At 44.1% G+C, this 25,642-nt stretch carries 21 protein-coding genes; 8 read left to right on the top strand and 13 right to left on the bottom strand.

Translation table 11 applies throughout. The features are described from left to right. Positions 1-25: 25 nt before the first annotated feature. From HUX64_RS02480 to tssA, 11 genes are all read right to left on the bottom strand, one after another. On the bottom strand, positions 26-496 hold the full coding sequence (locus tag HUX64_RS02480; RefSeq protein ID WP_174624661.1) for a DUF6484 domain-containing protein: 471 nt from the start codon (positions 494-496) through the stop codon (positions 26-28). Positions 497-663: 167 nt separating this feature from the next. Continuing rightward, positions 664-2,904 carry a type VI secretion system Vgr family protein gene (locus tag HUX64_RS02485; protein ID WP_174624662.1) on the bottom strand — a complete coding sequence of 747 codons (2,241 nt, stop codon included), beginning with the start codon at positions 2,902-2,904 and terminating at the stop codon, positions 664-666. Between the two features lie 210 nt (positions 2,905-3,114). Further along, complete coding sequence (tssH, locus tag HUX64_RS02490; protein WP_174624663.1) at positions 3,115-5,880, bottom strand: type VI secretion system ATPase TssH; 2,766 nt, start codon at positions 5,878-5,880, stop codon at positions 3,115-3,117. After that, positions 5,877-6,899, bottom strand: a complete 1,023-nt coding sequence (gene tssG / locus HUX64_RS02495) for a type VI secretion system baseplate subunit TssG (RefSeq protein ID WP_174624664.1) — start codon at positions 6,897-6,899, stop codon at positions 5,877-5,879. Before tssG ends, tssH begins: the two co-directional genes overlap by 4 nt. After that, on the bottom strand, positions 6,863-8,743 hold the full coding sequence (gene tssF, locus HUX64_RS02500; RefSeq protein WP_343034371.1) for a type VI secretion system baseplate subunit TssF: 1,881 nt from the start codon (positions 8,741-8,743) through the stop codon (positions 6,863-6,865). The genes tssG and tssF overlap by 37 nt, the downstream gene beginning before the upstream one ends. A 5-nt stretch (positions 8,744-8,748) precedes the next feature. Further along, entirely contained in the window at positions 8,749-9,396 is a 648-nt protein-coding gene (gene tssE, locus HUX64_RS02505; RefSeq protein WP_174624666.1) for a type VI secretion system baseplate subunit TssE, read from the bottom strand. Beyond that, positions 9,393-10,211 carry a type VI secretion system accessory protein TagJ gene (locus tag HUX64_RS02510; RefSeq protein ID WP_174624667.1) on the bottom strand — a complete coding sequence of 273 codons (819 nt, stop codon included), beginning with the start codon at positions 10,209-10,211 and terminating at the stop codon, positions 9,393-9,395. The genes tssE and HUX64_RS02510 overlap by 4 nt, the downstream gene beginning before the upstream one ends. 99 nt (positions 10,212-10,310) lie before the next feature. Next, positions 10,311-10,796 (bottom strand): Hcp family type VI secretion system effector, encoded by a 486-nt coding sequence (locus tag HUX64_RS02515; RefSeq protein ID WP_174624668.1) that lies wholly within the window; start codon positions 10,794-10,796, stop codon positions 10,311-10,313. A gap of 358 nt (positions 10,797-11,154) precedes the next feature. Next, on the bottom strand, positions 11,155-12,654 hold the full coding sequence (tssC, locus tag HUX64_RS02520) for a type VI secretion system contractile sheath large subunit (protein WP_174624669.1): 1,500 nt from the start codon (positions 12,652-12,654) through the stop codon (positions 11,155-11,157). 2 nt (positions 12,655-12,656) lie between these two features. Then, positions 12,657-13,190 (bottom strand): type VI secretion system contractile sheath small subunit, encoded by a 534-nt coding sequence (tssB, locus tag HUX64_RS02525; RefSeq protein ID WP_174624670.1) that lies wholly within the window; start codon positions 13,188-13,190, stop codon positions 12,657-12,659. 170 nt (positions 13,191-13,360) lie between these two features. After that, positions 13,361-14,434 (bottom strand): type VI secretion system protein TssA, encoded by a 1,074-nt coding sequence (tssA, locus tag HUX64_RS02530; protein WP_174624671.1) that lies wholly within the window; start codon positions 14,432-14,434, stop codon positions 13,361-13,363. A gap of 462 nt (positions 14,435-14,896) precedes the next feature. Between tssA and tagH the strand changes: the two genes are divergently transcribed. From tagH to tagF, 6 genes are all read left to right on the top strand, one after another. Further along, entirely contained in the window at positions 14,897-16,360 is a 1,464-nt protein-coding gene (gene tagH / locus HUX64_RS02535) for a type VI secretion system-associated FHA domain protein TagH (RefSeq protein WP_174624672.1), read from the top strand. A 38-nt stretch (positions 16,361-16,398) separates the two neighbouring features. Next, a complete protein-coding gene (gene tssJ, locus HUX64_RS02540) occupies positions 16,399-16,875 on the top strand; it encodes a type VI secretion system lipoprotein TssJ (RefSeq protein WP_174624673.1) in 477 nt (158 codons plus the stop codon). 30 nt (positions 16,876-16,905) lie between these two features. Next, the gene (tssK, locus tag HUX64_RS02545; RefSeq protein WP_174624674.1) at positions 16,906-18,246 is read left to right on the top strand and encodes a type VI secretion system baseplate subunit TssK; all 1,341 of its coding nucleotides are present in this window, start codon (positions 16,906-16,908) and stop codon (positions 18,244-18,246) included. 5 nt (positions 18,247-18,251) lie between these two features. Beyond that, entirely contained in the window at positions 18,252-19,553 is a 1,302-nt protein-coding gene (gene icmH / locus HUX64_RS02550) for a type IVB secretion system protein IcmH/DotU (protein WP_174624675.1), read from the top strand. 64 nt (positions 19,554-19,617) lie between these two features. After that, positions 19,618-23,178 carry a type VI secretion system membrane subunit TssM gene (gene tssM / locus HUX64_RS02555; RefSeq protein WP_174624676.1) on the top strand — a complete coding sequence of 1,187 codons (3,561 nt, stop codon included), beginning with the start codon at positions 19,618-19,620 and terminating at the stop codon, positions 23,176-23,178. Continuing rightward, positions 23,160-23,900, top strand: coding sequence for a type VI secretion system-associated protein TagF (gene tagF / locus HUX64_RS02560; protein ID WP_174624677.1), 741 nt, complete (start codon positions 23,160-23,162; stop codon positions 23,898-23,900). Before tssM ends, tagF begins: the two co-directional genes overlap by 19 nt. Positions 23,901-23,911: 11 nt before the next feature. Here the strand turns inward: tagF and HUX64_RS02565 are convergent, their stop codons facing one another. Further along, positions 23,912-24,115, bottom strand: coding sequence for a hypothetical protein (locus HUX64_RS02565; protein WP_174624678.1), 204 nt, complete (start codon positions 24,113-24,115; stop codon positions 23,912-23,914). Positions 24,116-24,399: 284 nt separating this feature from the next. On the opposite strand from HUX64_RS02565, the gene HUX64_RS02570 reads away from it, so the two are divergent. Together HUX64_RS02570 and HUX64_RS02575 are read left to right on the top strand one after the other, a co-directional pair. Next, positions 24,400-24,867, top strand: a complete 468-nt coding sequence (locus tag HUX64_RS02570; protein WP_174624679.1) for a hypothetical protein — start codon at positions 24,400-24,402, stop codon at positions 24,865-24,867. A gap of 30 nt (positions 24,868-24,897) precedes the next feature. Then, on the top strand, positions 24,898-25,140 hold the full coding sequence (locus HUX64_RS02575; RefSeq protein WP_174624680.1) for a hypothetical protein: 243 nt from the start codon (positions 24,898-24,900) through the stop codon (positions 25,138-25,140). 61 nt (positions 25,141-25,201) lie between these two features. Here the strand turns inward: HUX64_RS02575 and HUX64_RS02580 are convergent. Further along, on the bottom strand, positions 25,202-25,642 hold a 441-nt coding region (locus HUX64_RS02580), incomplete at its 5' end, for an IS1 family transposase (protein WP_174624681.1).

Below are 25,642 nucleotides of genomic sequence, written 5' to 3' on the forward strand. Positions count from 1 at the left end.
TGCTTTTGCCGATTGTTGGTGGCTGTTAGTTAATCTGCACCGAACCGCCCTTGATACGATTAACGCCGGAAGAGCGGCTTAGCAAATAAGCGCCACGTAGAATAATCTTGCCGGCCTTGGTCAAGGTTATGCTGGCTTTGCCGCATTTGAACGTGATGGTTTGTTTTGCCGCAAGGACAATGTGTTCTCCATCCAGTTCGGCCGACGTTTGTTCGGCATCTTGAACGACAGGTGCAGTATTTGCATGGTGAATTTTACCGATGATTAAAGGCTGCAAAAGGTTGCCGCCTTCAAATAACAAGGCAATTTCTTTACCCACATCATCCTTATCCAAGGCGGTCGTGCTGCGCGCCGGAATGGCCGCCTCAAGCGGATTGCCAGGAAAAGCGACCAGCGGTTCACCTGCATCGGTGATGCTTAAAAAAAGGCCAATTACTACACCGTCGATTTTTGATTCAATTATCGCGGCGGGTTTTAGAAGTTGTTCTGTTGTCATCTGCCATTTTCCTTCATCTTCAGATCAATTAAGGGAGATCGGGCTGTGGTTTTTGAAATAATCCGTACTTTTCCGGGCTGCTCATGGTGGGTTACGCCGCGCCCAAACGCCTGTTAAAACATTAAAAATATCGGCATTGCGCGGCTAACCCACCCTACACTTGTCAATTAATTCTGCAGAATTTTTTGTCCTTTCATCGTGATGTTGTTCGAGGCCGTCGCATTGATCTTGCCTGAACCGTCTACGGTAATGTCTTTTCCTTTAATAGTGATCGTGCCGTCTTTCTTCATCGTGATGCTAGCGCTTCCCGTCTTGATCGTGACCGAATCGCCGGCGTCGATCACCAGATTTTTGCCTACTTTAAGGGAATCGTCACCCTTGACGTCCGCGCTGCGGTTGCCGTCGACGCCCAAGGAATCATTGCCTTTGACGCTCTTGGAGGCATTGCCGGTAACTGCTTCGCTCTGGTTTCCGCCTACTGTCAACGACTGATTCGCGCCCACATCGGTGCTCTGATTTGCGCCGACATTGATGGATTGATACGCGCCAACATTTACCGTTTGATACGCCCCGATGCCAACGGCCTGGAATGCGCCAATGCCGATTTCCTGTGCCGCGCCGATACCGATGGTTTCGTTGATGCCGACGGTGTGGGTGCGCTGTAACGCAACGGATACCGTTTCACTGGCGCCAACCGATTTGGTCCGGTTCGATACGATAGTAATACTTTCATTAGCGCCTACAGTTTCGGTGCGATTGCTTCCGATAGTAATGTCCTCATTGACCCCCACTTTTTCAGTGCGATTATTGCCTATGGTAATCTTTTCATCGTGACCGACATCTTCGGTACGGTCGTGGCCGACTGATGTGGTCTCGTCATTTTCGACAATATTGTCCTGATTTTTTTCAGCATGAATATAAAGCTGTTCCGCGCCTTTTTTATCCTCCATGCGAATTTCATTGAAATTGGCGCCGCTGCCGCCTTGCGAACTGCGGCTTTTGATGCCGCTCTGGGTTTTGTTGGCGGGTAAAGCATAAGGCGGCGTTTGATCGCCATTGTATACTCGGCCCGTGATAATGGGCTGATCCGGATCGCCTTCCAGGAATTCAACGATGACTTCCTGTCCTATGCGGGGAATATGAATGCCTCCCCAGGTTTTGCCCGCCCACAATTGCGATACGCGCACCCAGCAGGAAGAATTTTCATTGGATTTGCCATATCGATCCCAGTGAAACTGGAGTTTTACCCGGCCATGCTCATCGGTATAGATCTCATCACCTGCAGGGCCGACAACTTTGGCCGTTTGCGGACCTTGAACTATGGGTTTAGGCGTAATACGGGCCGGGCGGAAAGGCGTTTTGCTGTCAATGACAGTGAAGCTGTTGGTGTAATGAGTGCCGCCTTCTCCTGAGGCCTCAAAACTCTCGACACGAATACTGTGGGAAACTGAGCACACCAGGTATTCCCGATTCTGATCCTCGCGCGGATACTCGGCCAGCTTAAACAAGCCTCCACACAGTAAACCCCGCACCATGCTGTTGCCTTGTACCTGCTCATACCGGGTATGCAATTCCTCAATTCGCTTTTGTGCATAATTGTTTCCATCGCCTTTTTCTACATATTCGCCGGGGTAATCGTAAATTTCATGTTCTGACTCACTGTGCCCTTGAGAAATACTGGAATTTACCGCAAGATCGGCTTTAGGCTTAATGAAGTCATATTCATTCAGGGCATAAACACCCGGTTGAATTTGTTTAGAGAGATACCAACTGGAAATGCATTGTTCTTGCGCAGCCCTATCATTCGGGCGATAAAAGGGTATTTCCTTGTAACCTGGTATAGGCTCATGCGATGTATAGTCATCGGCCAGAACCAGGGTATGCTTATTTTCTTCGTGAATAAAATAATAATAGATACCTTCCTGTTCAAATAACCGGCTGATAAAATTAAAATCTGTCTCGCGGTATTGCACGCAGTAGTCCAGTGTGCGATAGGAACCTCTTAAGTTATCCTTAATATCGGTATAGCCAATTTTTTTGAAGATATCCTTGACAATATCAGGCACTGTTTGCTGTTGAAAAATACGGCAATTGGATTGACGCGTCAAAAACCAGATCCGGGGATGGACGGTGGCACGATAGACTGCATAACGCCCCCTATCCAGAGCTTGAGAAATACTGCCTACATAGCCATTAAAAAACCGCTTGCCGCCGGCTATATTGAGACGCAGGCTAACCATTTGACCAAGCAGGTCCTCAAACCGGATGTGTTTGCTGCTGTTTAACTCCAGGTCGATGATAAACAGACGCCCCAGTTCTTCCGTCACCGTCATATTTCGAAGCAATAGAACATCCTTGCCCAACGGCGTGGTGATCTCTATTTCCCGATGTTCTTGAGTTGCTGACATAGTTAGACCTAGCTGAGGGATAGGTTATGGTTCAAGTGTAATGATAAGGATGGAAACTTCCAGGTAATATTACCGTTTTCTCTACACTTAAATTTAAAACCGGGCAATAAATTACAGGATATAAAATTCACTGTTTAATCTTGGTTCTTCTATATTCGTACTGGTTTTATAGTGATTAATTCTGCTGGCTCGGGTTGTTATTACCCTACCTTATCCAAACGTATAATTAAACTCACTGTCTTTTACGGAAACTCTTACTGCCGTTACGGGTTCGCTACCCAGCATCTTCATTAAAAATTCTTGGCTGATGGCCGGCAATACCGTATTAGTCAAAATTGCATCCACCACCCTGGCGCCGCTTTCAAGCTCCGTGCAACGTTCGATAATAAGACGGATAACATCTTCATCATAGGTAAAGGGTATGCTGTGATTAGCCAAAATCCTTTTTTCTATACGGCCCAGTTGCAGTTTGACAATTGCTTTGAGCATTTCATCGCTAAGCGGGTAATAAGGAATCGTTACCAGTCTACCGAGCAAGGCGGCTGGAAATATTTTCAGCAAAGGTTCGCGCAACGCCTTGGCAATGCTCTCCGGCTCAGGTATTAATTCCGGGTCTTTGCACAGATTCATTATTAAATCAGTGCCGGCATTGGATGTCAGTAGAATAATGGTATTTTTAAAGTCAATATAACGCCCTTCAGCATCTTCCATCCAGCCTTTATCAAAAACCTGGAAGAAAATTTCGTGAACGTCGGGGTGCGCTTTTTCTACTTCATCCAATAAAATAACGCTGTAAGGTCGGCGACGCACAGCCTCGGTGAGAATTCCGCCTTCACCATAGCCAACGTAACCGGGAGGCGAGCCTTTAAGAGTCGATACGGTATGAGCCTCTTGATACTCGCTCATATTGATGGTGATGATGTTTTCTTCGCCTCCGTAGAGTGCCTCAGCTAAAGCAAGGCCCGTTTCGGTTTTGCCTACACCGGAAGGTCCGCATAGCATGAATACACCTATAGGCTTACCCGGATTATCAAGACTGGCGCGAGAGGTTTGTACGCGTCTGGCAATCATATCGAGAGCATGACGTTGGCCGATAACACGCTGATTCAGTGTATCGCCAAGTTTAAGTACCGTCTCAATTTCATTTTTGACCATCTTTCCAACAGGAATACCCGTCCAATCGGCAATAACGGCAGCGATAGCCTGACTATCGACGGTAGGAAAAATTAAGGGTCGATCGCCCTGGAGTTCATTAAGCTGATTTTGCAAATCTTTGAGTTGTTGTAATAATTCAGCACGCTTATTTTCATCCAGGGCTATAGGCTCAACGCTCGCTGATGGTAGTGAACCTTCTATACTAACTTGTTCACTGACTACATCCGCACTCTTTTCCAATTCACTCTCAGTGCCTTCTATTTTATTAATAACATTGCGTAAGCGGGCCCGCAGATCAAGAATCTGGTCCACCAGCTTTTTTTCTTTTTGCCAGCATTTTTCTAATTCATTTAATCTTTGCTGTTCATCCACTAGCTTTATTTGCGCATTTTCCTTACGCTCTTTGGTCTCTATTCCAACCGCTGTTTCGCGATCAATTATGGCAGCTTCAACTTTAAGTGCCTGGATTCGCCTGCGGCAGTCATCCACCTCTGCCGGAACAGCATGCTGACTGATAGCAACCCGGGCACAGGCGGTATCCAATACGCTAACTGACTTATCCGGCAGCTGTCGATCGGGAATATATCGGTGGGAAAGTTTGACCGAATCTTCCAAGGCTTCATCCAGTAATAATACCTGGTGATGTTTTTCCATAATCGAGGCGGCCCCCCTCATCATCAAGAGCGCTTTTTCCTCTGTGGGCTCTTCAATTTGCACTACCTGAAAACGCCTCGTTAAAGCCGGATCTTTTTCAAAATATTTCTTGTATTCCGCCCAGGTCGTCGCAGCAATAGTCCGCAATGTTCCGCGAGCCAAAGCCGGTTTAAGCAGATTAGCCGCATCGCCTGTACCTGCAGCGCCGCCTGCGCCTATCAAGGTGTGCGCCTCATCGATAAATAAAATAATCGGCTTTTCTGAAGCCTGAATTTCTTCAATAACCTGACGGAGCCGATTTTCAAATTCACCTTTCATACTGGCCCCCGCCTGCAATAAGCCCAGATCCAAGGTGCGAAGCGTGACATTCAAAAGCGGCGGCGGTACCTCTTTTGCTGCAATCCGTAAGGCAAAGCCCTCGACCACCGCAGTTTTTCCAACCCCGGCTTCACCTGTCAATATCGGATTATTTTGTCTTCGGCGCATAAGAATATCAATGATCTGTCTGATTTCTTCATCCCGCCCGACTATGGGATCCAGCTCACCTTTACGTGCAGCTTCGGTCAAATCAACGGAAAATTGTTGTAAAGCCGCCTGTTTGCCCATCTGCGCGGGAGGCATGGCGCCTGAATATTCCCCTGGAGCAGCGGCTCCAGCCAGTTTACTGCCGTCATGGGCCGGTAATGCATCCTCTGGCGATCCTGAAACTATTCTGGTAAATTCTTCGAGCAATGTATCGGTATTGATTTTCTTAAATTGACTTGAAATAGCATGTAAGGTGTTACGCAGACCAGAGGTTTTAACAATCCCCACCAATAAATGACCGGTACGCACTTGGCTGCTTCCGTATTTCAAGCTGGCGTATAACCAGCCCTGCTCCATCGTTTGTTCAACATGAGCCGAAAGATCGGAAATTGACCTGGAGCCTGCCGGCAGGCGATCTAATGTCTCAGTAAGATCACGCACCATATGGGAAGGATTAAGTTCAAATTTTTTTATAATCCGGTGCAGATCCGAGTCCTGTAATTGGAGAATTTGATGCAGCCAATGCACCAGCTCAACATAGGGGTTGCCGCGCATTTTACAAAATACCGTGGCGCTTTCCATACCTTTGTAAGCTAGATTGTTAAGCTTGCCAAACAGCGCTGTACGACTGATCTCTGTCATGCCATCCTCTCCATATTGAGATACAAATCATTTGCATCAGATTGTCTTTTATCTATTTGTAGCCAGGTTGTCCAGCCGAGCCGGCCATATTGGCCAAGTTGAGTTGAAGGAACTTTGTCTTTTTTCAAAATAAGATTCAAATCCCAATTAAATTCAAATCCTATATAATTTTTTACGACAGCTACCAAACTTTTCAGCTTGGTCCCTGCGGGCAAAAAGCTTTCATAGTCTTCCAGACTTAAAGGGCCCATAGTAATACGAAATTTGTGTTGGCATTGCCAAATTCTAGTTCCAATTACCGATGAAATACCGAGTTGTCCTGTGGTGCTAGTGCGATCAAGATAGCAGCAACTGTCTTTGGGAATGTCCAGCCATTCTCCAATAAATTCCTTTATCTTGACCGGCACAATAAAAAAATCATTTAGCATTGATTCCAATCCCTCGGCATGCTTTGTATGACAACCCAGATGCGCCGCAAAATGCAACTTGGTATGATCAGGCATGGCGTCGCGTTGTTGAAGCGAGAAATCTCCAATTCCCAGTAACGACCCTACATAAAACGCAAAACGATCCTGCTCCGGCCGATCAAGTTGAACCGTTGGCTCTTTATCAGCCCAGGCACGATAAAATAAACTCAGGAGGCGATGATGAAACATATCGGCAAAATCTACCAGCGCCGAATCTTTGGCAGTGCGCACTCTGTTGCGCGCATACTCGGTCAAATGCAAAGGCAAAGGACCATTAGGACCAAACAGCCCGAAAAAAAATACTTTTAAGCTTGAAACTTCTTGGCCTGGCACAAACGAATCCAAAGTCGATGGAGCAAATTGCAGGCTGGGTGTCTGTCCAAGCCGAATCGCATCATCTACAGGACGGGCTGAGCGTCCCAAACGAGGATGTTTGCTGTGCAAACACTCCAATTGCCGCAGCGCCTCATAAAACCCATACTTATACGGGCCTTGCGCAAGGCTGGATGTTAAATCTAAATTAGGGTTCTCGTTCCTGCTCTTACCGGCCATTTCATAATCTCGCCACGTTCCCGAGTTTTAACCACAAGCTGAGTAAAGCTATTGATCGAAACATATTTGCAGAAAAACTTTTCCAGTACCGCGCCAAGTAGAAAACTGCTGGCGCCTTCAAAAGCCGATTCATCAAAAGTAACTGTAATTTCCACTCCTCTCCCGAAACTCATCGGCCCAGCAACGGGAACTCGCACTATAATAGAACGACTCGTCACTGTCAGTAAGCCTTCGATCTGCTTAGCTATAGACGACTCGGCGAAATCGCCATAGAGACGTAATAAATCACAAAGCGCAACCGCTCCCTGCGTGTCATTATTATTGATCAGGCTCAAATAGTTTAATGATAATTGATTTATTAGGCGCCAGGCATGTTCACCCGCTGCGGGAGATGGTTTTGGATCAGTTGGCCCGATTAAGCAGCGAACAGCTTCCACCGGCGCGCTGATGTCCAAGGTAAAATCTGTAACATCTTCACCAATGAGCATTAACTTTGGTAAATCCCGATTAGTACATAGTGTATTAATACCCAGCTGTTTCAAATCATTCTGATAAGGGGTTTCGCTTGCATCTACTAATGATATAAAGATCTCGCTGCCCAGATAATCAGCTTTTAGTTTTTTCGGACTCTTATTGATAGATTCCAATTTTGGCTGACGGTGCACGGTATAATATGCAAAAGCGCTTTCATCTCCCCTATCTTGCCGGGTTGAATAAAACGGCCGAAACCTCTGTTCTGTAGAACCATCGCTGCCATAACCGACCACCTCGGCCACCGTATGCACTTCAAAATCATCTTGCCTGGTTTTATCCGCGACAAGATGATGCTCAGTACTGTGATGAGTCAAATGAACGCGATCAATTCGCTTGGGAAAGAGATTGATTGCAGGGGTGCAATACAGGGCAAAATTATCCGCGCTGATTAAGTCTTCCAGCTCTGCTCTTGCCGTGTCCAGTAAAATGACGATTTCTACAGCAGTATCGTCACAGTGATTCAAGGCAGGCTGTAAATTACTTAGCTCAACAAACAAAAATCTCTGGGGGAGTGCGAAATATTCCTGCAACAACCGATACCCTTGAAAAGAAGGGGAAGTATAAGGAAGCAAAGCATGCTGTGACTCAAATCCCTGTGATTGAATGGCAGATTTATTGAGTCGCTCACGCCATGCCGGATTATTGGAGCCCGGCTGCACAATAATAGCCAAGCAATGCCCAAGCAATAATTCGTAAAGCTTCAGCGGCACTGTGCCGGTACCGTGCAGATAAAGAGGCAAGCTATTCAAGGGCAACTGTTTGATTTTAATATAAAGCGCCGTTTCAAAACGCAAATGCAATGCCGCTTTGACACCTTGGACATTGGGCTCGGCATAGCGAATGGCTGCACCTAAGGGAAGATAACTTGCCTCGGCTAAGCGTAATGGCCACAGTTTCAGTTCATGGGCTGTTTGAAATTCACATTTAGCTCGCCCTTTAACGCTGGAATTGCTGAGTAACCGTGTATGCCGGGGCAGAAGAAAGCCCTCTTCAGTTACGCCGCCTTTCAAGTCAGGATTAAACTGAACCACGGACATTGCAGGCAATGGAGCCAGATAGTGAGGGTACACCATTTCCAACAAATGTTGAGTAAAGCGGGGAAACTCGGCTTCCATCTTCAGCTGAATGCGCGCAGTCAAAAAAGCAAAGCCTTCCAATAAGCGTTCTACATAGGGGTCAGCGCATTCAGTGCCGCCCAGGTCAAGACCAGCGGCAATTTTAGGATAACGGCGAGCAAATTCGCCTCCCATCTCACGAATAAACTGCAACTCTCGATGATAATGTTCAAGCAGTCGGGAATTCATTGCCATATCTTTTAGGGATTGAAATCGAAAACCGATACATTGCCATTTTCCAGCTCAAATTCGGTTCGCAAATGCAAATGCAACGGCTGTGGCTCAGCCCACAATTCTCCTTCAATTTCAAAACTTAGTGCATTATGAGTGAAAATGGCCTCGTTTACCTGTATTCGTACAACCAGTGTGCTTCGGATGATGCGGGGTTCGAAACTCAAGATTACCTGTTTCAACTTGCGCTCGATATAATGCAGATCAAATCCTGACACCGTTTTGCCAGTAAGATCAGGCATGCCGTAGTTCAAAACTGAATTAACAACTTCAGGATAGGCTTCCAAATCCTCCTGAGGAAAATACTGGCTGGCATTTAATAGCCAGTCCAAATCCCTCTTTACGCAGGCGCGAAGCTCCTTTAATGAACTGACCGAGGCAGACAGAACACTGTATTGGGCATGCGCTTGATTAAGCTGCTGCAGCAATATCTGGCGCTGTTTTTTGTTTTCTTGTGCATCACTTGCTTGTTTTTCAGCAGGCAGTTGAGCCAGCGATTTCTCAATATTTTGGATGTTTTTTTTGTGCAATTGAATCGAGTTATTGATCGGTTCATCATCGGTCAGACGATCCAGCAGAGACGGCAAAAAACGATCTTTAGGAAGCGTTCTACTCACTCCTCTGCTCCAGTTGCAGCCTCATCTGAGGAATTAAATTGAATGGTTCGAACATCCATTAGCGGATAATCAGCCGATTCTGTTACCCATATTTTTTGACCAAAACCCAAAAATGATTCATCCCCGCAATTTTTCCACTCAGTTTTTCTGGACAGCGCAAGCAAGGGATCATCACTCTGATAAGAAGCAGGATAACGTGCCGGAATCAGTCCATAACTTTCACCGCCATTACTCCAGGCAAAATGAGCGGGTAACCAGATTACATCCCTAAGATCGACCGGAGTTTCTATAATTATCGAATGGATACGCTGCTGAGGCGCCCAAAGATAACGTCCTTCAATAATTACTTCAATCACTGGACCTAATCGTGCGTCACTGTCGGCCAGCCAGTCAAAATTTTGCGTATCAATTGTTCCTGAACAACCAGGAGCCAATTCAAACGCCCGCTTACGTAGAGTCCGGGATTTTAAATATTGTCCCTGGGCAGTTAATTTCAGCGCCTGGACCAACAAAGCGACCCATTCTTCAGGATGACCAAAAACAACGGGCTCCCCATCACCTGAAAACACCGCTTCCCTGAAACGCTCGCATGCTATAACCTGCCGATACATTGAAACCATGGCCAGAGAAGCATTATCCAGTGAACCCGCCACATTCAACTGAGTCAAGGCGCGATCCCATTGCCCCATGACCGATAAAAGCTGAAATAGAAATATCCGGTATTCAACCTTAGCAGGATGCGCTTTCACCTGCTCCTGTAGCTGCTGCAAAGCAGCTTTTATATCTCCGTGTTTCAAATACTCTTCTGCTGTCATAAATTTAATAGCGGCTTTGCGTATCTGTGTTTAGATGGCAGACAGCTTAGCCTGTCTGCCATCTAAGGAGCACTTTGCGAAATAGCGTTGTTAGTAGTTCTATTCCCCTTTATTTTCTTCCAGGCTCCACTTCTTTGGTCCAGACTTGTCACCCGCAGTACCATCCTTCTTAACTGCCGTATAAGTCCAAGAAATTTTTCCATATGTAAAAGTAACTGACTCGGCAGGTCTTTCAGAGCCGCCGCCACTTATATCAACGGAATGTACCAATGCATCCTCAAATTCATATTTTAAATAACAAACTTTTTCGCCCGTTTCCTGACAGACTTCGAGTTCTAATTTTGCAATGTGTTTACCGCTAGCACAATGAATATTTAGGTCCACTGATGATTTATCTACCTCTTTCTCGATCCTGAAAACTTTGAAATCCGCACGTGCAGCGGCTAAACCTCCAGTTCCACTAGGGCCGGACGCAGGCTGTGAAAGACCATGTTCGAAATGAAATACTTCTATCCAGTCTGTATGCTTTGTATCCGTGGATTCGCCTTTCAACGGATCTGCTTTTAAATAGGTACTTGTAGCCATAAAAATTCACCTTCAATAATTGAATGATAATAAATAAAAATAACAAAAAAGTAAGTCAAACCCTACTTCCTGAACACCCCGTTTTCCGCAATATCACTGTGCTTGTAAATAAACCAAGCCATAATATTGAAGATGGCTCAAGTATAAGGATGCTTAAGTTCGGAGTCTGTAAACTAATTCACTCAGAAAATGTGAAGTGATTCATATTTGCTACATCACCTAAAAAAATAACACTCGCCCCTGAACGACCCGAAATTAAACGAAAATTTCTATTTCCAGCCATTTAGTTAATTAGCCTGGCAATAAAAATATTATATTTAAGATTAACTATTCCAGAATTTCTCTAGCTGATATGTTTTCAGCCGCCTTTTTGAGAAGGCAATTTCGATACCAGCCGTAATGAAACAGTAAGCCCTTCCAGTTGGTAATGAGGCCTTAAAAAAAACTTCGAATTGTAATACCCGGGATTTCCCTCTACTTCTGAAACCACCACTTCCGCTGCCGCTAATGGCTTGCGCGCCTTATCTTCTTCTGAAGCAGTGGCTGGGTTGGATTCTACATAATTACTTATCCATTTGTTCAGCCATTTCTCCATGTCATCCCGTTCCTTGAATGAGCCAATTTTGTCCCGCACGATGCACTTTAAATAGTGGGCAAATCGGCAGGTCGCAAACAAGTAGGGCAATCTCGCCGCCAGATTAGCATTCGCCGTGGCATCCGGATCATCATATTCCACCGGTTTCTGTAGCGATTGCGCGCCGATAAACGCGGCAAAATCCGAATTTTTCTTATGCAGCAAGGGCATAAATCCATTCTTCGCCAATTCCGCTTCACGACGGTCGCTGATAGCAATTTCGGTTGGACATTTCATGTCCACTCCGCCATCATCGGTAGGGAAAGTGTGTGTGGGCAAACCTTCAACAGATCCGCCGGACTCAATGCCACGGATACGTGAACACCAGCCATAGAGTTTAAATGCCCGGTTAATATTCACTGCCATAGCGTATGCAGAATTGGACCAGGTGTATTTACTATGATCAGCATGTTCCACATCTTCCTCGAAATCAAACTCCTCTACAGGCGCGGTTTTTGCGCCATAAGGCAAGCGCGACAAAAACCGAGGCATGGTTAACCCGATATAGCGGGAATCTTCAGACTCCCGTAAGGAGCGCCAGGAGGCGTATTCCGGGGTTTGAAAAATTTTGGTTAGATCACGAGGATCGGCCAGTTCCTGCCAGGATTCCATATTCATCAGCCTGGGCGCTGCAGCCGCGATAAATGGCGCATGGGCAGCTGCCGATACTTCAGCAATACAATTAAGAAACTCGACATCTGGCGGACTTTGATCAAATTCATAATCACCGAGCAAACACCCAAACGGTTCACCACCGAACTGCCCGTATTCATGCTCATAAATCTTCTTGAAAATCGGGCTTTGATCCCAAGCGGTTCCTTTGAATTTCTTCAAAGTTTTGTGCAGATCTTTTTTGGAAATATTAAATACCTTAATCTTTAACATTTCATCCGTTTCGGTGTTATTGATCAGATGATGCATGCCCCGCCAACTGCCTTCCAATTTCTGGAAGTCCTCATGATGAATTACTTTATTTATCTGGTCGCTCAATCGCTTATCGATTTCGGCAATTATGGCTTCGATTGATCTGACTGCATCATCTGAAATCAATGCAGTATCAGCCAAGGCCTGCTCTGCTAATGTTTTGACGGCATTTTCCACGGCCTCTTTAGCGCGATCCGATTTCGGTTTGAATTCTTTTTGCAGTAGCGCAGAAAAATCGTTTGTTTCCGCTGTTTCCGCTACCGTTGCGGCGGCGGTTGATTCTATTTCGGTTTCGGCCATGATTAACCCTCCTCTGATTTAATGGACTCACCGGCATTGGCGTCGGGATTTGGAGCTGAAGCCAAAGATTGCAATAATGCAGAGTCGTTTAATGCTTTAGCAATTAATTCTTCAGCACCGCTTTTGCCGTCCATATAAGTCAGCAGATTGGCTAACTGAGTGCGTGCCTGAAGCAGTTTATTGAGTCCTTCGACTTTACTGGCAACGGCTGCAGGAGAAAAATCGTCCATACTTTCGAATGTTATATCGACACTCAGATTTCCTTCGCCCGTGAGCACATTGGGTACCTGAAATGCTACCCTGGGTTTCATTGCTTTAAGACGATCATCGAAATTATCCACATCAATTTCAAGGAAATTCCGATCAGCTACAGGTGCGAGCGGTTCTGCCGGTTTACCCGATAAATCCGCCATGACACCCATTATAAAAGGCAATTGAATCTTTTTCTCAGCGCCGTAAAGTTCGACGTCATATTCAATCTGAACCCTTGGAGCCCGATTACGGGCAATAAATTTTTGACTGCTTGCTTTAGCCATTTTTTTAACACCTTTTCAGTAAATTACAGAACCGGTTTCTTTCGAAACCCCTTAAATTTATGCTTATTGCCTATTATTAACTTATCAACGGTATCCGCTAACCTCTTTCAGGGAGTGAGTTTGGGTAATGATTCCTTAACTGCCGAATGTGAAGTGCTACTATCATAATGCTAGGTTTTATCTTTTTTTTGTATGCCACAAATATTTTCAGCCTGACGAACAGCATCAGGTGTAAGCTCCTCCAGAATCTCCATAAAATTCATTGATAAAAGTTTCTTTGCCCGTAGCAAGATAAAAGGAATAGGACTGGAAGGTTCGTAACGCTCGAAATACTTGCAAATTGCATCAATCCCCCGGACAACATCTTCTCGGCTATGGACGCCGCTGCTTTTACCTATTCTGCCCGCATCTGCCTGTTTATCGCCAGGAGCTGCCAAGTCTTGTGATGCTTCAGCTTCTGACTGACTGCGGCTTAGATCCAGACTTTGTTTTTGTTGAACTTTTTCATTCAATAGCCGGGATATATTTTTCAATAGCGTTATTAAACTGGAAATATCAGGGGCAATTTCTGAATTAGTTTTACCGGTGATAACGTCAACTATTTCTTGAGCTTGAACTGATGCATGCTTTACCGTTTTTTCAAGATTTTTCAGAATTTCAAGATCGGTATCTAAAAAGGCTGCTTCAAGAATAGATTTCTCCGAAGGCTCGGTAATATTATTACTTCCAGCGGTTATTTTGCCTTCGGAAAGTTCACAATCCCGCCAGGAAAAATTTCCCAGTTGTGACTGGGTAAGTGGAATATGGTTAATAGGCCCTAGAATTTTTTTGTAATTATTCAAGGTTGTCAGGCTATTTATGCGTAATACAGGAAAATCGTCGTCAGGATCCTGGCGCGGATAAACTTCATCCCAATATTTCTGTAGCAATCCATTAATCAATGTTAATCCATTATCCAGGCCTCTAAAACCATCGGTGCGGACCCATGCACACGTCAGTTGCACGCATACCTGTATATCGCGACTGCGCTCCAGCAACTCCAACCCCATGTCATGAATTTTATTCCAATCCGGCTCTACCTCAGGAATAATTGAATTGCCAATCTGCCGCTCAGGCACGCCTTTAGCTTCAAGTTCTAACTGTGCAAAAAGAGTGTCGTCTTCCAGATTCACTCCGCAAGGGGATTCTCGGGAAATTGCATCAAGAAAATATGCTACCGTCGTATCATTCAATGAACTCAACATATACTGCCAATCATCAGTAAGTCACTCATAATCACTTCACTTCCATGTGACTGATTATTAAGGTAATTGCCCTGGCCAATCGTCCAGTTATCAAGGATATCTTTATATTCTTTTCGACTGAGATCGATACTAGCACCAAAGCTTCAATACTTTAAAGCGGTTTATTTAAATTGTGAAAAATTCACTAAATAATCGGTTTTTTAAGGGTGATAATATTAAATAAATTTGTTATCTTCTGTATTAATAAGAAAATAATAAAATAACGGCAAATGCCAACTGGTAATATCGGTTTTCGCTATAAAATGCTTTGGCTAACTGATTTATTGCGTTGGCCTTAATACTTAATAGGGGAAGTTATATTGAAATCCTGCATCCTAAATGATGATCGATAAAATATTTATGATGCCCTAAATATTTGCTCAAGTTTATAGAGCGACAACCAAAATATGGAATGAGCGGTACATGAAACTTTCCTTAATTGTCATCTCGTGTTCAGGGGTTGCTCTTGACCGTGCATTATCAATTACGCTCAATCAGAAGGGCGCCACACTTGGGAGACGTGAAGATAACACTCTAGTATTACCGGATCCCCGGAATTATATATCGGGTCACCATGCGGTTATTGAATATAAATATCCAAATTACTATATTACAGACACTAGTACTAATGGCGTCTTAATTAATCAAACTAAAATGTTACGAGGACAGGGTAACAGCGTAAAACTAAATGATGGCGATAATCTTAAAATGGGGGACTATTCTCTCTTGGTTAAGATTATTGAGGAAAATCGGGGAAAAGCTGATCTTCATCCGGTCGACGCCTTATCCGAAAACCTTATTAATTTGCCTGAAGATCCATTCGCAGAAATTAATTCAGATCCAATTCAGGAAATGATTGATAAAAATGACCTCTTCCCTTCTGATTGGAAAAGTCATCCGGAAACTTCCGAAAATCCACTCGATCTCCCAGATAATCAATTCCCAAAACCTTCATCAAATGAACAGGATGATTTAGTCAGAGGTGATTTAAATCGCCTGCCTGCTCATAAAGAAGCGTTCCAACCCTTCGAAAAAAAAATTGCCGATCAAGCAAATCCTGAAAATCAACTTGAAAGCCCGTCTGATATTTTTTCTGATGACTGGTACCTTAAAAGCCGCAATAAGAAAAATGAAGATTCTGAGCCGTCAGCTTTCTTAAAAACAGAGCCTTTATTGCCTCAAAAAAGTGAAACCAAGAACCGGCGGCGAAAAACTCAATCAGTTACAACTGATCGAACTGATACAAGCCCTCATGAATTAACAAAAAGGACAGTAACTGAATTTCAGCATGAGTTGATTCAAAATTTCCTCCGCGGGGCTCAGCTTGATGAGAGTAAGTTTGCAGAATCCCTTGATCCGGAAACATTTTATATCATCGGTAAAATGCTCAGGGCATCCGTTCAAGGAACCATGGATGTTTTGTTAGGACGGGCCAAGATTAAAAATGAAATGCATCTGGATGTAACTTTGATAAGACCCAGACAAAATAATCCATTCAAGTTCTCGGTAAGCGCAGATGAAGCGTTAACAAAACTATTATCGCCTCAAAATACCGGCTATTTGCCGCCCGACGAGGCGATTAAAGAAGCTTTTGATGACATTAAAGCCCACCAATATTCAGTAATAGCCGGCATGCAAACAGCTTTATTAGCTGTATTACATCGGTTTGATCCAAAAAAATTGGAACAGCGTTTGCAAGAACAAACTCCCCTAAGCGCCAATGTCCCCATCCTTAAACAGGTTAAATTATGGGCATTGTTCGAACATATGTATGAAGAAATTGAACACGAAGCGGAAGATAATTTTTATAATCTATTCGGCCAGGCATTTGCGGAAACCTATGAACAGCAAATTCAAAAGTTAAAGACTTCTAAAAAAGATATTTAATTTAAATACCATACAATCAGCCCACTGCGACGAGCAACATGCCAAATATTACAGCGATACTCATTTTGCTTTCTATGTTACTGTGGAGTTGTAGTTCAGACCCGGAAAAGCCAGAACCGCCGCCAGAACCTCCTACGATTGTTCAAGCAATAATTGCTGTCTCTGATCAGGTTAATCCCGACGTAAATGATCGCCCTTCGCCCATCGTAGTATATTTATACGAACTAAAAGCTCTGGGCAAATTCGAAGATGCAGATTTTTACAAATTATATGAAGATCATGAATCGGTGCTGGGGAGTGAACTTGTCGCCTCGGAAAAATTTCATCTGCAACCTGGCGACATTACTTTAGTAGATCATCCAGTTTCACCGGAAACAAAATACATTGCAGTAAGCGCCGCTTATCGAAATTTGAATGAGGCGATCTGGAAAGCCGCTGTACCCATACCGGCAAAAAAGACTTCTGAATTACGAATTTTTGTTGGCAAGTTGAGTGTGGGCATTCGCCAAAAATAATTATTATCTATGGACCTTAAGGTATTCAATATGTCATGGAATAACAAAGTAATATGGACAGAAGGCATGTTTCTTCGACCCCCGCATTTTCAGCAACAGGACCGTAATTTTCAAACCCTGGTTGAGTCGCGATGCGGAGGCTTGCATTGTTATACTTGGGGCATAACCCAACTTGAAATTGATCATCAGCTTCTTGCTCTGGGAAAATTTGCAATTACCTCTTGCAAAGGCGTTTTTCCTGATGGAACGCCTTTCAGTATCCCCGATCATCATCCATCACCCACTCCTGTTGATATTTCAGCGGATACGAAAAACGAAATTATATATTTGGCTCTTCCAGTTCGCCGCACCACAGGCAGGGAGCTGACCTGGGAAAATAATGTTGATGAATTAAGCAGATATCGCCTGCAGGAAATTGAAGTCAAGGACATACATTCACAGTTTGAACAAGATAGCACGCTGATTCAGAGTGGCGCGCTATGGACACGGTTCCGTTTAGCAAGTCAAAATCTGGACGCTTTTGTAACAATTCCCATCGCAAGAGTTATGGAGCTCAAAATGGACAAGTTAGTCCTTTTGGATAAGCATTTTATCCCAACCTGCTTACATTCCAGCGCTTCCGTTCAACTCACTGACTATATAAAGGAAATCGAAGGTATTCTGCACCATCGCGGCGAAGCTCTTGCACAACGGCTGAGCTCTCCAGGGACAGGCGGGGTAGCAGAAATTGTGGATTTTTTACTTTTGCAAATTATCAACCGCTACGAGCCGCTTTTTAGACATTTTACTTCACTAAGGCAGTTACATCCTGAAAGACTTTTCAGTGTATTGATTCAAATGGCTGGTGAATTAGCCACAATGAGCCAATTCGATCATAGGCCAAAAACGTTTCCCATCTATATACATGAAGATTTAACCAGTTCCTTCCCACCCATTATTATTGCTCTTCGTGACGCACTAGGTTGGGTATCAGAATCCAGGGCGGTGCCTATTCCACTGGAAGAGCATCCGCACCAGATACGGACAGCTATTATTCATGATCGTCAACTGCTGGATTCGGCCGTATTTATTCTGGCGGTAAATGCCCAGATCCCGATTGATAAACTGCGCAGTCATTTCCCCCGTCAGATTACTATTGCAACAGTTGAAAAACTCCGTGATCATGTTATGTCACAAGTATCAGGCATCAGAATAAATACACTCGCCGTTGCTCCAAGGCAAATTCCTTTCCATAAAGGCATGACTTATTTTGAACTTGACAAAAATCATACACTTTGGAAGGAACTGGAGGCGAGCGGTACTATTGCCATGCATTTTTCTGGTGAGTACCCAGGTCTTGAGCTGGAATTCTGGGCAATAAGAGGAGGATAATTATCATGGCTTCAGATGACCCTTTTTTCTCTCCGCAATCAGATGACAGAACTATTATTCGTCCTGTTCCAGGCGGCAAACGTTCCGATATCCAGCAACAGTCTCCGCCCTCTGAAGTAAGCCATAAAGCAGTAACGCCATACCCAAGGTTAGGGCGATTAAATCCACTTGAAAAGGCTGCCTCAGGTTTACTTGCTTTATTAACACGGCTTAACACTTCACGTTCTCAATCTGATCCGGCTGGATTGAAAAACAAAATCATCCAGGAAATTCAGCACTTTCAGATAAATGCGCAGGCTAATGATATTGACCTGCAAACTGTTTCCAGTGCTCGTTATGTAATGTGTACCGTTCTCGATGAAGCAGTCTTGAATACTCCCTGGGGAAATAATAGCGGATGGTCACAGCAGAGTTTATTAAGCCTGTTTCACAAAGAGGTATCGGGAGGAGAACGCTTTTTTGATTTATTAAAATCATTGGCTCAAAATCCAGGTAAAAACAGGAATTTGCTGGAGCTAATGTATTTGTGTCTAGCTTTGGGTTTTGAAGGACGGTATCGCCTCATAGAAGGTGGAAAAAATAAACTGGCAAGCATTAGAGAGTGGCTGTTTGAGATTCTTCAGCAAGAAAGGGGCGCCGTCGACCAAGCGCTGTCGCCTCACTGGCAAGGTGTGACTGATCGCCGCCACCCTTTGACCCGGCTAGTGCCATTATGGGTTTTTGGAGCAACTGCTGCAGCTCTGCTGGCAATAATGTTCAGCTTTTTTTTATTTCAATTGAATAAGAATTCAGATCCTGTATTCAGGGAAATGAGTAAAATCAAACCCATAGGGATGGAGGCAACCAAAACTGAACCTCTGCTTCCACCGGAGTCTGAAATTAAGCCCACACTATCGATGCTGCTCGCTGATGAAATTGAACTTGGCAAAATTAAGATAATTGAATTGACTCAAGGCAGCACGCTTACTATTCAAGAGGATAATTTATTTAAATCAGGAAGTCCTTCCATAAATCGATCATTGATTCCATTGCTGTATAAAATTGCCGATTCCCTAAATCAGCTGCAAGGCCAGATATTAATAACCGGACATTCGGATAACAATCCTATCCGCAGCACTCGCTATCCTTCAAACTGGCATTTATCCAAAGCCAGAGCGAATGCAATAGCCTTTGTAATAAAGCAAAAACTGATTGATCCCGAAAGAATCACAGTAGAAGGAAAGTCGGATCTGGAACCGGTCGCTACAAATGATACCCCGGAAGGAAGAGCAAAAAACCGAAGGGTTGAAATTTCGTTGCTAAAATAAAAATGGACAAGGCGCTGAATCGTCAGATGTCAGTGACTTTTTCATGCGGCACACAGGATTAAAAATGAAGACGTTATTGAGTTTTATTAAACAACGCTGGTTCATCTCTCTATTGGGAGTACTTGCTTTAGGACTGTTTATCTGGTTTTTAGGACCATTGTTTGCATTCGCTGAATACGAACCGTTGGGACCTGAAATACATCGTTTGGGTTTAATAGGCGCAATTGCTGTTTTTTGGTTAATCATTCGAATCTGGACTTTTTTCAAAGCAAAAAACAAAAGCAGTCAAGTCTTGGCAGCGTTGGTTACAAATTCAGAACCGGTATTAAGCGCTGATGAACAGGCAACACAAGATGAATTACAAACGCTAAAAGAACGCTTGCAAGAAGCCCTTACAATGCTAAAAAAAACGCGTTTGGGGGGCTTTTCGGGTCAGCAATTTCTATATCAGTTACCTTGGTATATTATCATCGGTCCCCCTGGCGCAGGCAAAACAACTTTATTGAAAAATTCTGATCTTAAATTTCCACTTTCCGGTCGATTTGGAAAAGAGGCAATTCGCGGAGTCGGAGGTACGCGTAATTGTGACTGGTGGTTTGCCGATGAAGCGATTTTACTGGACACAGCCGGGCGCTATACCACCCAAGACAGTCATGAAAAAGTCGATCAGGGGGCTTGGCTGGGATTCCTTAAACTGCTCAAAAAATATCGCAGCAGAAGACCTATCAATGGCGCTATCATTGCAGTGAGCCTGTCGGATTTACTTGAACAAAACAAAGCCGAACAACAATCTCTAGCAATTTCAATACGCAAACGTATTCAGGAATTGCATGAACACTTCAATATCCGTTTTCCTGTCTATGTGTTGTTTACCAAGTGTGATTTACTGGCAGGATTTATGGAATTTTTCGACGAGCTCGATCGGGACAAGCGGGCTCAAGTCTGGGGTATGACATTTAAGCTGGAGGAAGAGGCCACAATAAAGGCAGTTGAACAATTCCCCTCAGAATTCGATATCCTGGGGCAACAGCTACAAAATCAATTAATTGCCAAACTTGAGCGGGAGCGTGGTAGAGAGCGGCGTAATCTTATTTACACTTTTCCCCAGCAATTTAATTCTCTTAATACTCTTATTCAGGCGTTTCTTGATGAGGTATTTCAACCGACCCGTTTTGAATATTCTGTCTTGCTTCGAGGTGTCTATTTCACTAGCGCTACTCAGGAGGGATCGCCTATAGACAGAATTATGGGTTCGCTGGCAAACAGTTTTGGGCTGGATCGCCAGAACATTACAACTTCAGCCAGTCAGGGTAAAAGCTTTTTCATCAATCGACTGTTACGTCAGGTAATTTTTGCAGAGTCCGGTTTAGCGGGTGCAAATCTGAAACTGGAAAATAAACGTGCCTGGTTACAACGGGGCGCATTTACTGCAGTAGGGGCTATTACTTTATTGATGGCAGCCGTTTGGTTGACCAGTTTTGTTAAAAATAAAGCTTATATTCATGAAGTCGCTGAGCAAACAGCGTCTTTACAACAGCAGGTCAACAATCTTGACCCACGCCAGAATGACCTGTTATCGGTTTTGCCCCTACTCGATAGGGCTCGTCATATGCCGGGGGGATATGCTGAACAACAAGAAGGTACTCCCTGGGCTCTTGATTTTGGACTGTATCAAGGGGATAAGCTTGGCAATGCTGCTGTTTCCCTTTATCGCAAACTACTCAAGGAACTGTTTCTAAGCCGTTTAATGCTCCGTATTGAGCAACAGTTGCAAAACAATACAAATAATACCGATTATCTTTATGAAGGCCTTAAAGCATACTTGATGCTGGGTGAACCCAGCCATTATGACCGAGATGTCCTCCGCAATTGGGTTACGCTGGACTGGAAACATAATTTACCGCTGGAGATCACCAATGAGCAGAGACAGGTCCTAGAGGATCATTTAAACACATTATTGGAAGTTCGTCCCGTACCACTGCCTCGTCCGTTAAATAGGGAACTGATCAACCAGACCCGAGGCTTACTGGAAAATACGCCTATTGCAGAAAGGATTTACGGCCGTTTAATGTTAGAGTTGCGTAATAATAACCTTCCGGATTTCCGGGTAAGTGAAAAGGCGGGGCGTGATGCATCGCTGGTGCTATCAAGTCAAAGCGGCAATCCTCTTACCAAGGGTGTACCGGGCTTATTTACCTGTTCCGGGTATCGGGATGTTTTCTTAAAAAATAAGGAACGTTTGATTAATCAGCAAATTAATGAAAAGTGGGTCCTTGGAACAAAACAGGAAAAATCTCTGACTGATAGCGATTTATTAATGCTGCGTGAGAATGTTTTAAAACACTATCTGGAAGACTATATAGAGCCATGGGAAGCTTTGTTGAAAGATATTCAACTCAAACCCTTCTCCAGTCAGACTCAAATGGTTGAAGTACTGAATATCATTGCCGGGGAGAACTCACCCCTACGCCTTTTTCTTGAAGCGGTAGACCAAGAAACAAGTATGAATTGTCTTAACAAAAAAGATAAAACTTTATTAGATAAAGCCAGTGAGAAACTTATTACGGCAAGATCTACGCTTGATTCAATTATTAAAACTACACCTGAAGCACAAATTTCAGCGCGGCCTGAAATTACCACAAACTTGGTTACTAATCATTTTAAAGAATTACATCAGTTAGTACAGGCCAAAGAAGGAACCCCATCCCCTTTAGAACACTCTCTTTCGCTTCTGAATGAACTGTATGTTTTTCTAAATTCCTTATTACATGCAAGTGGCGATGAGCTGGTTTTGGAACAACGCAAGCAAGTTAATCAAGTTATCGGTAAAGTTAAACTGGAAGGAAAACGCAATCCATTTCCTGTTAATAACTTGATGAATAATATCGCAGAAGGCAGTCGGAATCTGCTCAGTGGCGGCATCAGAAACCACATAAATAGCATGTGGAAAGCCAATGCTTTACCTTTTTGTCAAAAAGCCATACAGGGACTTTATCCGATTTCAAGTAGTTCAAGAGAAATTACTTTTGAAGATTTTACCTATTTTTTTGGCCCCGGTGGTTTAATGGATGAATTTTTTAAAAAATATCTCGCTGCATCCGTGGAAAAAAAGGGACAAAACTGGAGCTGGAATAAGACGAGCGACACAGAATCAGGCATATCATCTGCTTCGCTTAAACAATTTCAAATGGCTGACACTATCAAAAATATATTTTTTCGCATGGGTAAACAATCTCCAAACGTCAGTTTTAAACTGAAACCAATTTCCATGAGTGCGGATATTATCCAATTTATCCTGGATGTTGATGGTCAAGTATTGACTTATGCTCATGGACCTGTACGACCGGTGTCCATGAAATGGCCAGGCCCCAATGATTCAGGCCAGGTGAGAATTCAACTATTACCTCCTCTGGGAGGAAACTCAGGTCTTTCAAAAGAAGGTCCCTGGGCACTGTTTCGGATGTTCGATGAAGCGCAGATTTCCCGCACCTCCAACCCAACCTTGTTTATAATGAATTTTAATATTCAAGGGCGAGAGGCCAAGTTTGAATTGCGAGCCGACAGTGCTATCAATCCTTTCCAATTAACCGATCTGCAATCTTTCAAATGCCTGACGAATCTCTAGAATTGGGCTATTATGGCAAAGTACATACGCATGGAGATTTTGTAAGCAGAGGTTTGCCGCGCAGCTTCATTGAGCCCTGGGATGCCTGGTTACAGAAAGCTATTATTACCAGCAGACAGCAGTTAGGTGAAAACTGGATAAACTATTACCTCACAAGTCCACTTTATCGTTTTGTATTATCCCCTGGTATTTGCGGTGAAGCTGGATGGCTGGGGGTGTTGATGCCCAGCGTTGATCGAATCGGCCGATATTATCCCATGACCATAAGCGTCATGAATACGCAAAACATCAATCCATTTTTGGTTTTTAAACATAAAAAACAATGGTTTATTAATATTGAAAGGCTTGTGCTTTCATGTTTAACCGATCATTTTAATTTGGATCATTTTAATCTAAGTTTGAGTCAGTTAAAATCCGAGAGAGGATGTATTATTGCTTATCCAAAAAAAACTATTGTAGCAATGAAGGATCAACCGGTGCATATTGCCTGGCAATATTCAATTAATTCAATTGAACCTCTTCCTAATCTGATGCCCTGCTTGCTGAATAATTTACTTAAGAAGCATTGTTTTTCCTACAGTGTGTGGTGGACACAAGGGTCAGAGGTAGTATCTCAGTCATTATTGATAAGCACAGGCCTACCTCATTTTGAGGGTATGGCCGCCATGTTCGATGGAAACTGGCAAAAATGGGGATGGGAAAGTAAATCCTACCCCCTATAACCCTTCGGATTTTATACTCGATGCCAGTAATGAATCCAGCGAGTGCACACTTGATAAGTGGATTTTGCAGCCATATCATTAACTTTCTGATTGCTCTTCAATAAACAAAAATGAATTTTATGCAGATATTCGATTAACAACGCTAATTCCCCCGTTGCGTACCAGCTATCCCTCAATGCCGTTTGAAACAGTAGTCGTTTATCAGTAACTATCATTGTTAGCAAGCCCCTGACTGCTCAAGGTAATTTTTAGTGGCCGCTAATTCCATATAATGGCCTTACTGCATATTCTGGCCCAACCCGAACACCTATTCTAATTTAATCTGAACAGTGATTCTGATCGAAATTGAACACCGATTTTTCGGCGACAGTTACCCTGTCTGTTGACGACAACTATCTTGACCGGTTGACCCATACATAGGACAACGGTGAGTCTCAATTTTATTAGGCGCTCACTCTTGCCTGGAGAACGTATCACTCACCATCAAGAGAATTTATAGTTGAGCAAACGACAACGAGGACAGAGCCAAGAAACAGCCGCGGCTTGTGCCGCTATATCGGAGCTTTCCGGCGGCCGGATAGAAAAAGGTGAACGGCGAGCAATTCCGGGGGAATCCCATGGGCGGACGTGTGAAGATCCTTTAGAAGCGGTCTGGCAAAAGGAATTAGTGCATCTGTTAGAAAAAGAAGCGCAGCTAGCGGGCTTAACGCTTTGGGAATACTTAGAGGACGAACACGCCGGTCAATTTTTCTACAGTGTATTGCGCACCCTGCAGCGCCGGGTCAAACCTTGGAAAGCCGCCCAATGCCCCGATAAAGTAGTTATCTTCCGCCAGTCTGTTCCTGCGGGTCAGCAAGGCTTATCAGACTTCAATCATCCGAACACCAAAATCACCGTCCAGGGCAAAGTGTTTAACCCTCTCTTGTACCAGTTCCGTTTGGCTTATAGCGGCTGGCGTTATGTTTAGATCGTGTGGGGAGGGGAAAGTTATTCTGCCTTGGCCGAGAGTTTGCAATCAGCGCTAACGCGGGCCGGGGGCAGTCCTGTTGAACACCGTACCGACAGTTTAAGCGCGGCTTTTAATAATCATGTTGAAGAGCAGACACTGATGCAGGCTTATGAGACGCTCTATGCCCACTATCAGTTGGGCGTCACACGCAATAATCGCCGCATCAGTCATGAAAACGGGGTGCTTGAATGTGCGCATGGCTATTCAAGCACCGCCTGGACCAAGCCCTGAAACTGAGAGAGATTTGCGATTTTGCCGCCGTCAAAGACTATCAAGCGTTTGGTATTGCTAATTAACTATAGATAATCTCATTATTTCTTTTAGCCATCAGAAGCCTTACGGAATATTCCAACATCTTTTGGCACTTGCTGTAGCATTTTGACTTGCGGCGCAACCTGGCAAGGAAATGCCTGAACAAACTGTTGTAGCCCTCAACGGTGAAGGTTTCGGCCTTTGATTGCGTGTGTTGCCCTGCGGGGACAAAGCTCTCGTAAGGTTGCCAATAGTCTGTCATCACTTCGCCCGCCATTGGTGCCAGGGTTTGCCAGAGCTTTTCCCCCGTTGCAACTCCGCGGCTGCCCAGTACGCAACCGAGGAATCTTTTCCCGGCATTGCTAAATAAATATAGACAATGTATAAGTTTTGGAACATTCAGGTGCCTTGGGAGGGCGTGATGGATTGTCCAAAATGCGGCAAGCAAGCGAACTGCAAAGACGGCCGAGCGAATGGCCGT

The organism is Candidatus Methylobacter favarea (assembly GCF_902806695.1).
Taxonomy (GTDB): Bacteria; Pseudomonadota; Gammaproteobacteria; order Methylococcales; family Methylomonadaceae; genus Methylobacter_B; species Methylobacter_B favarea.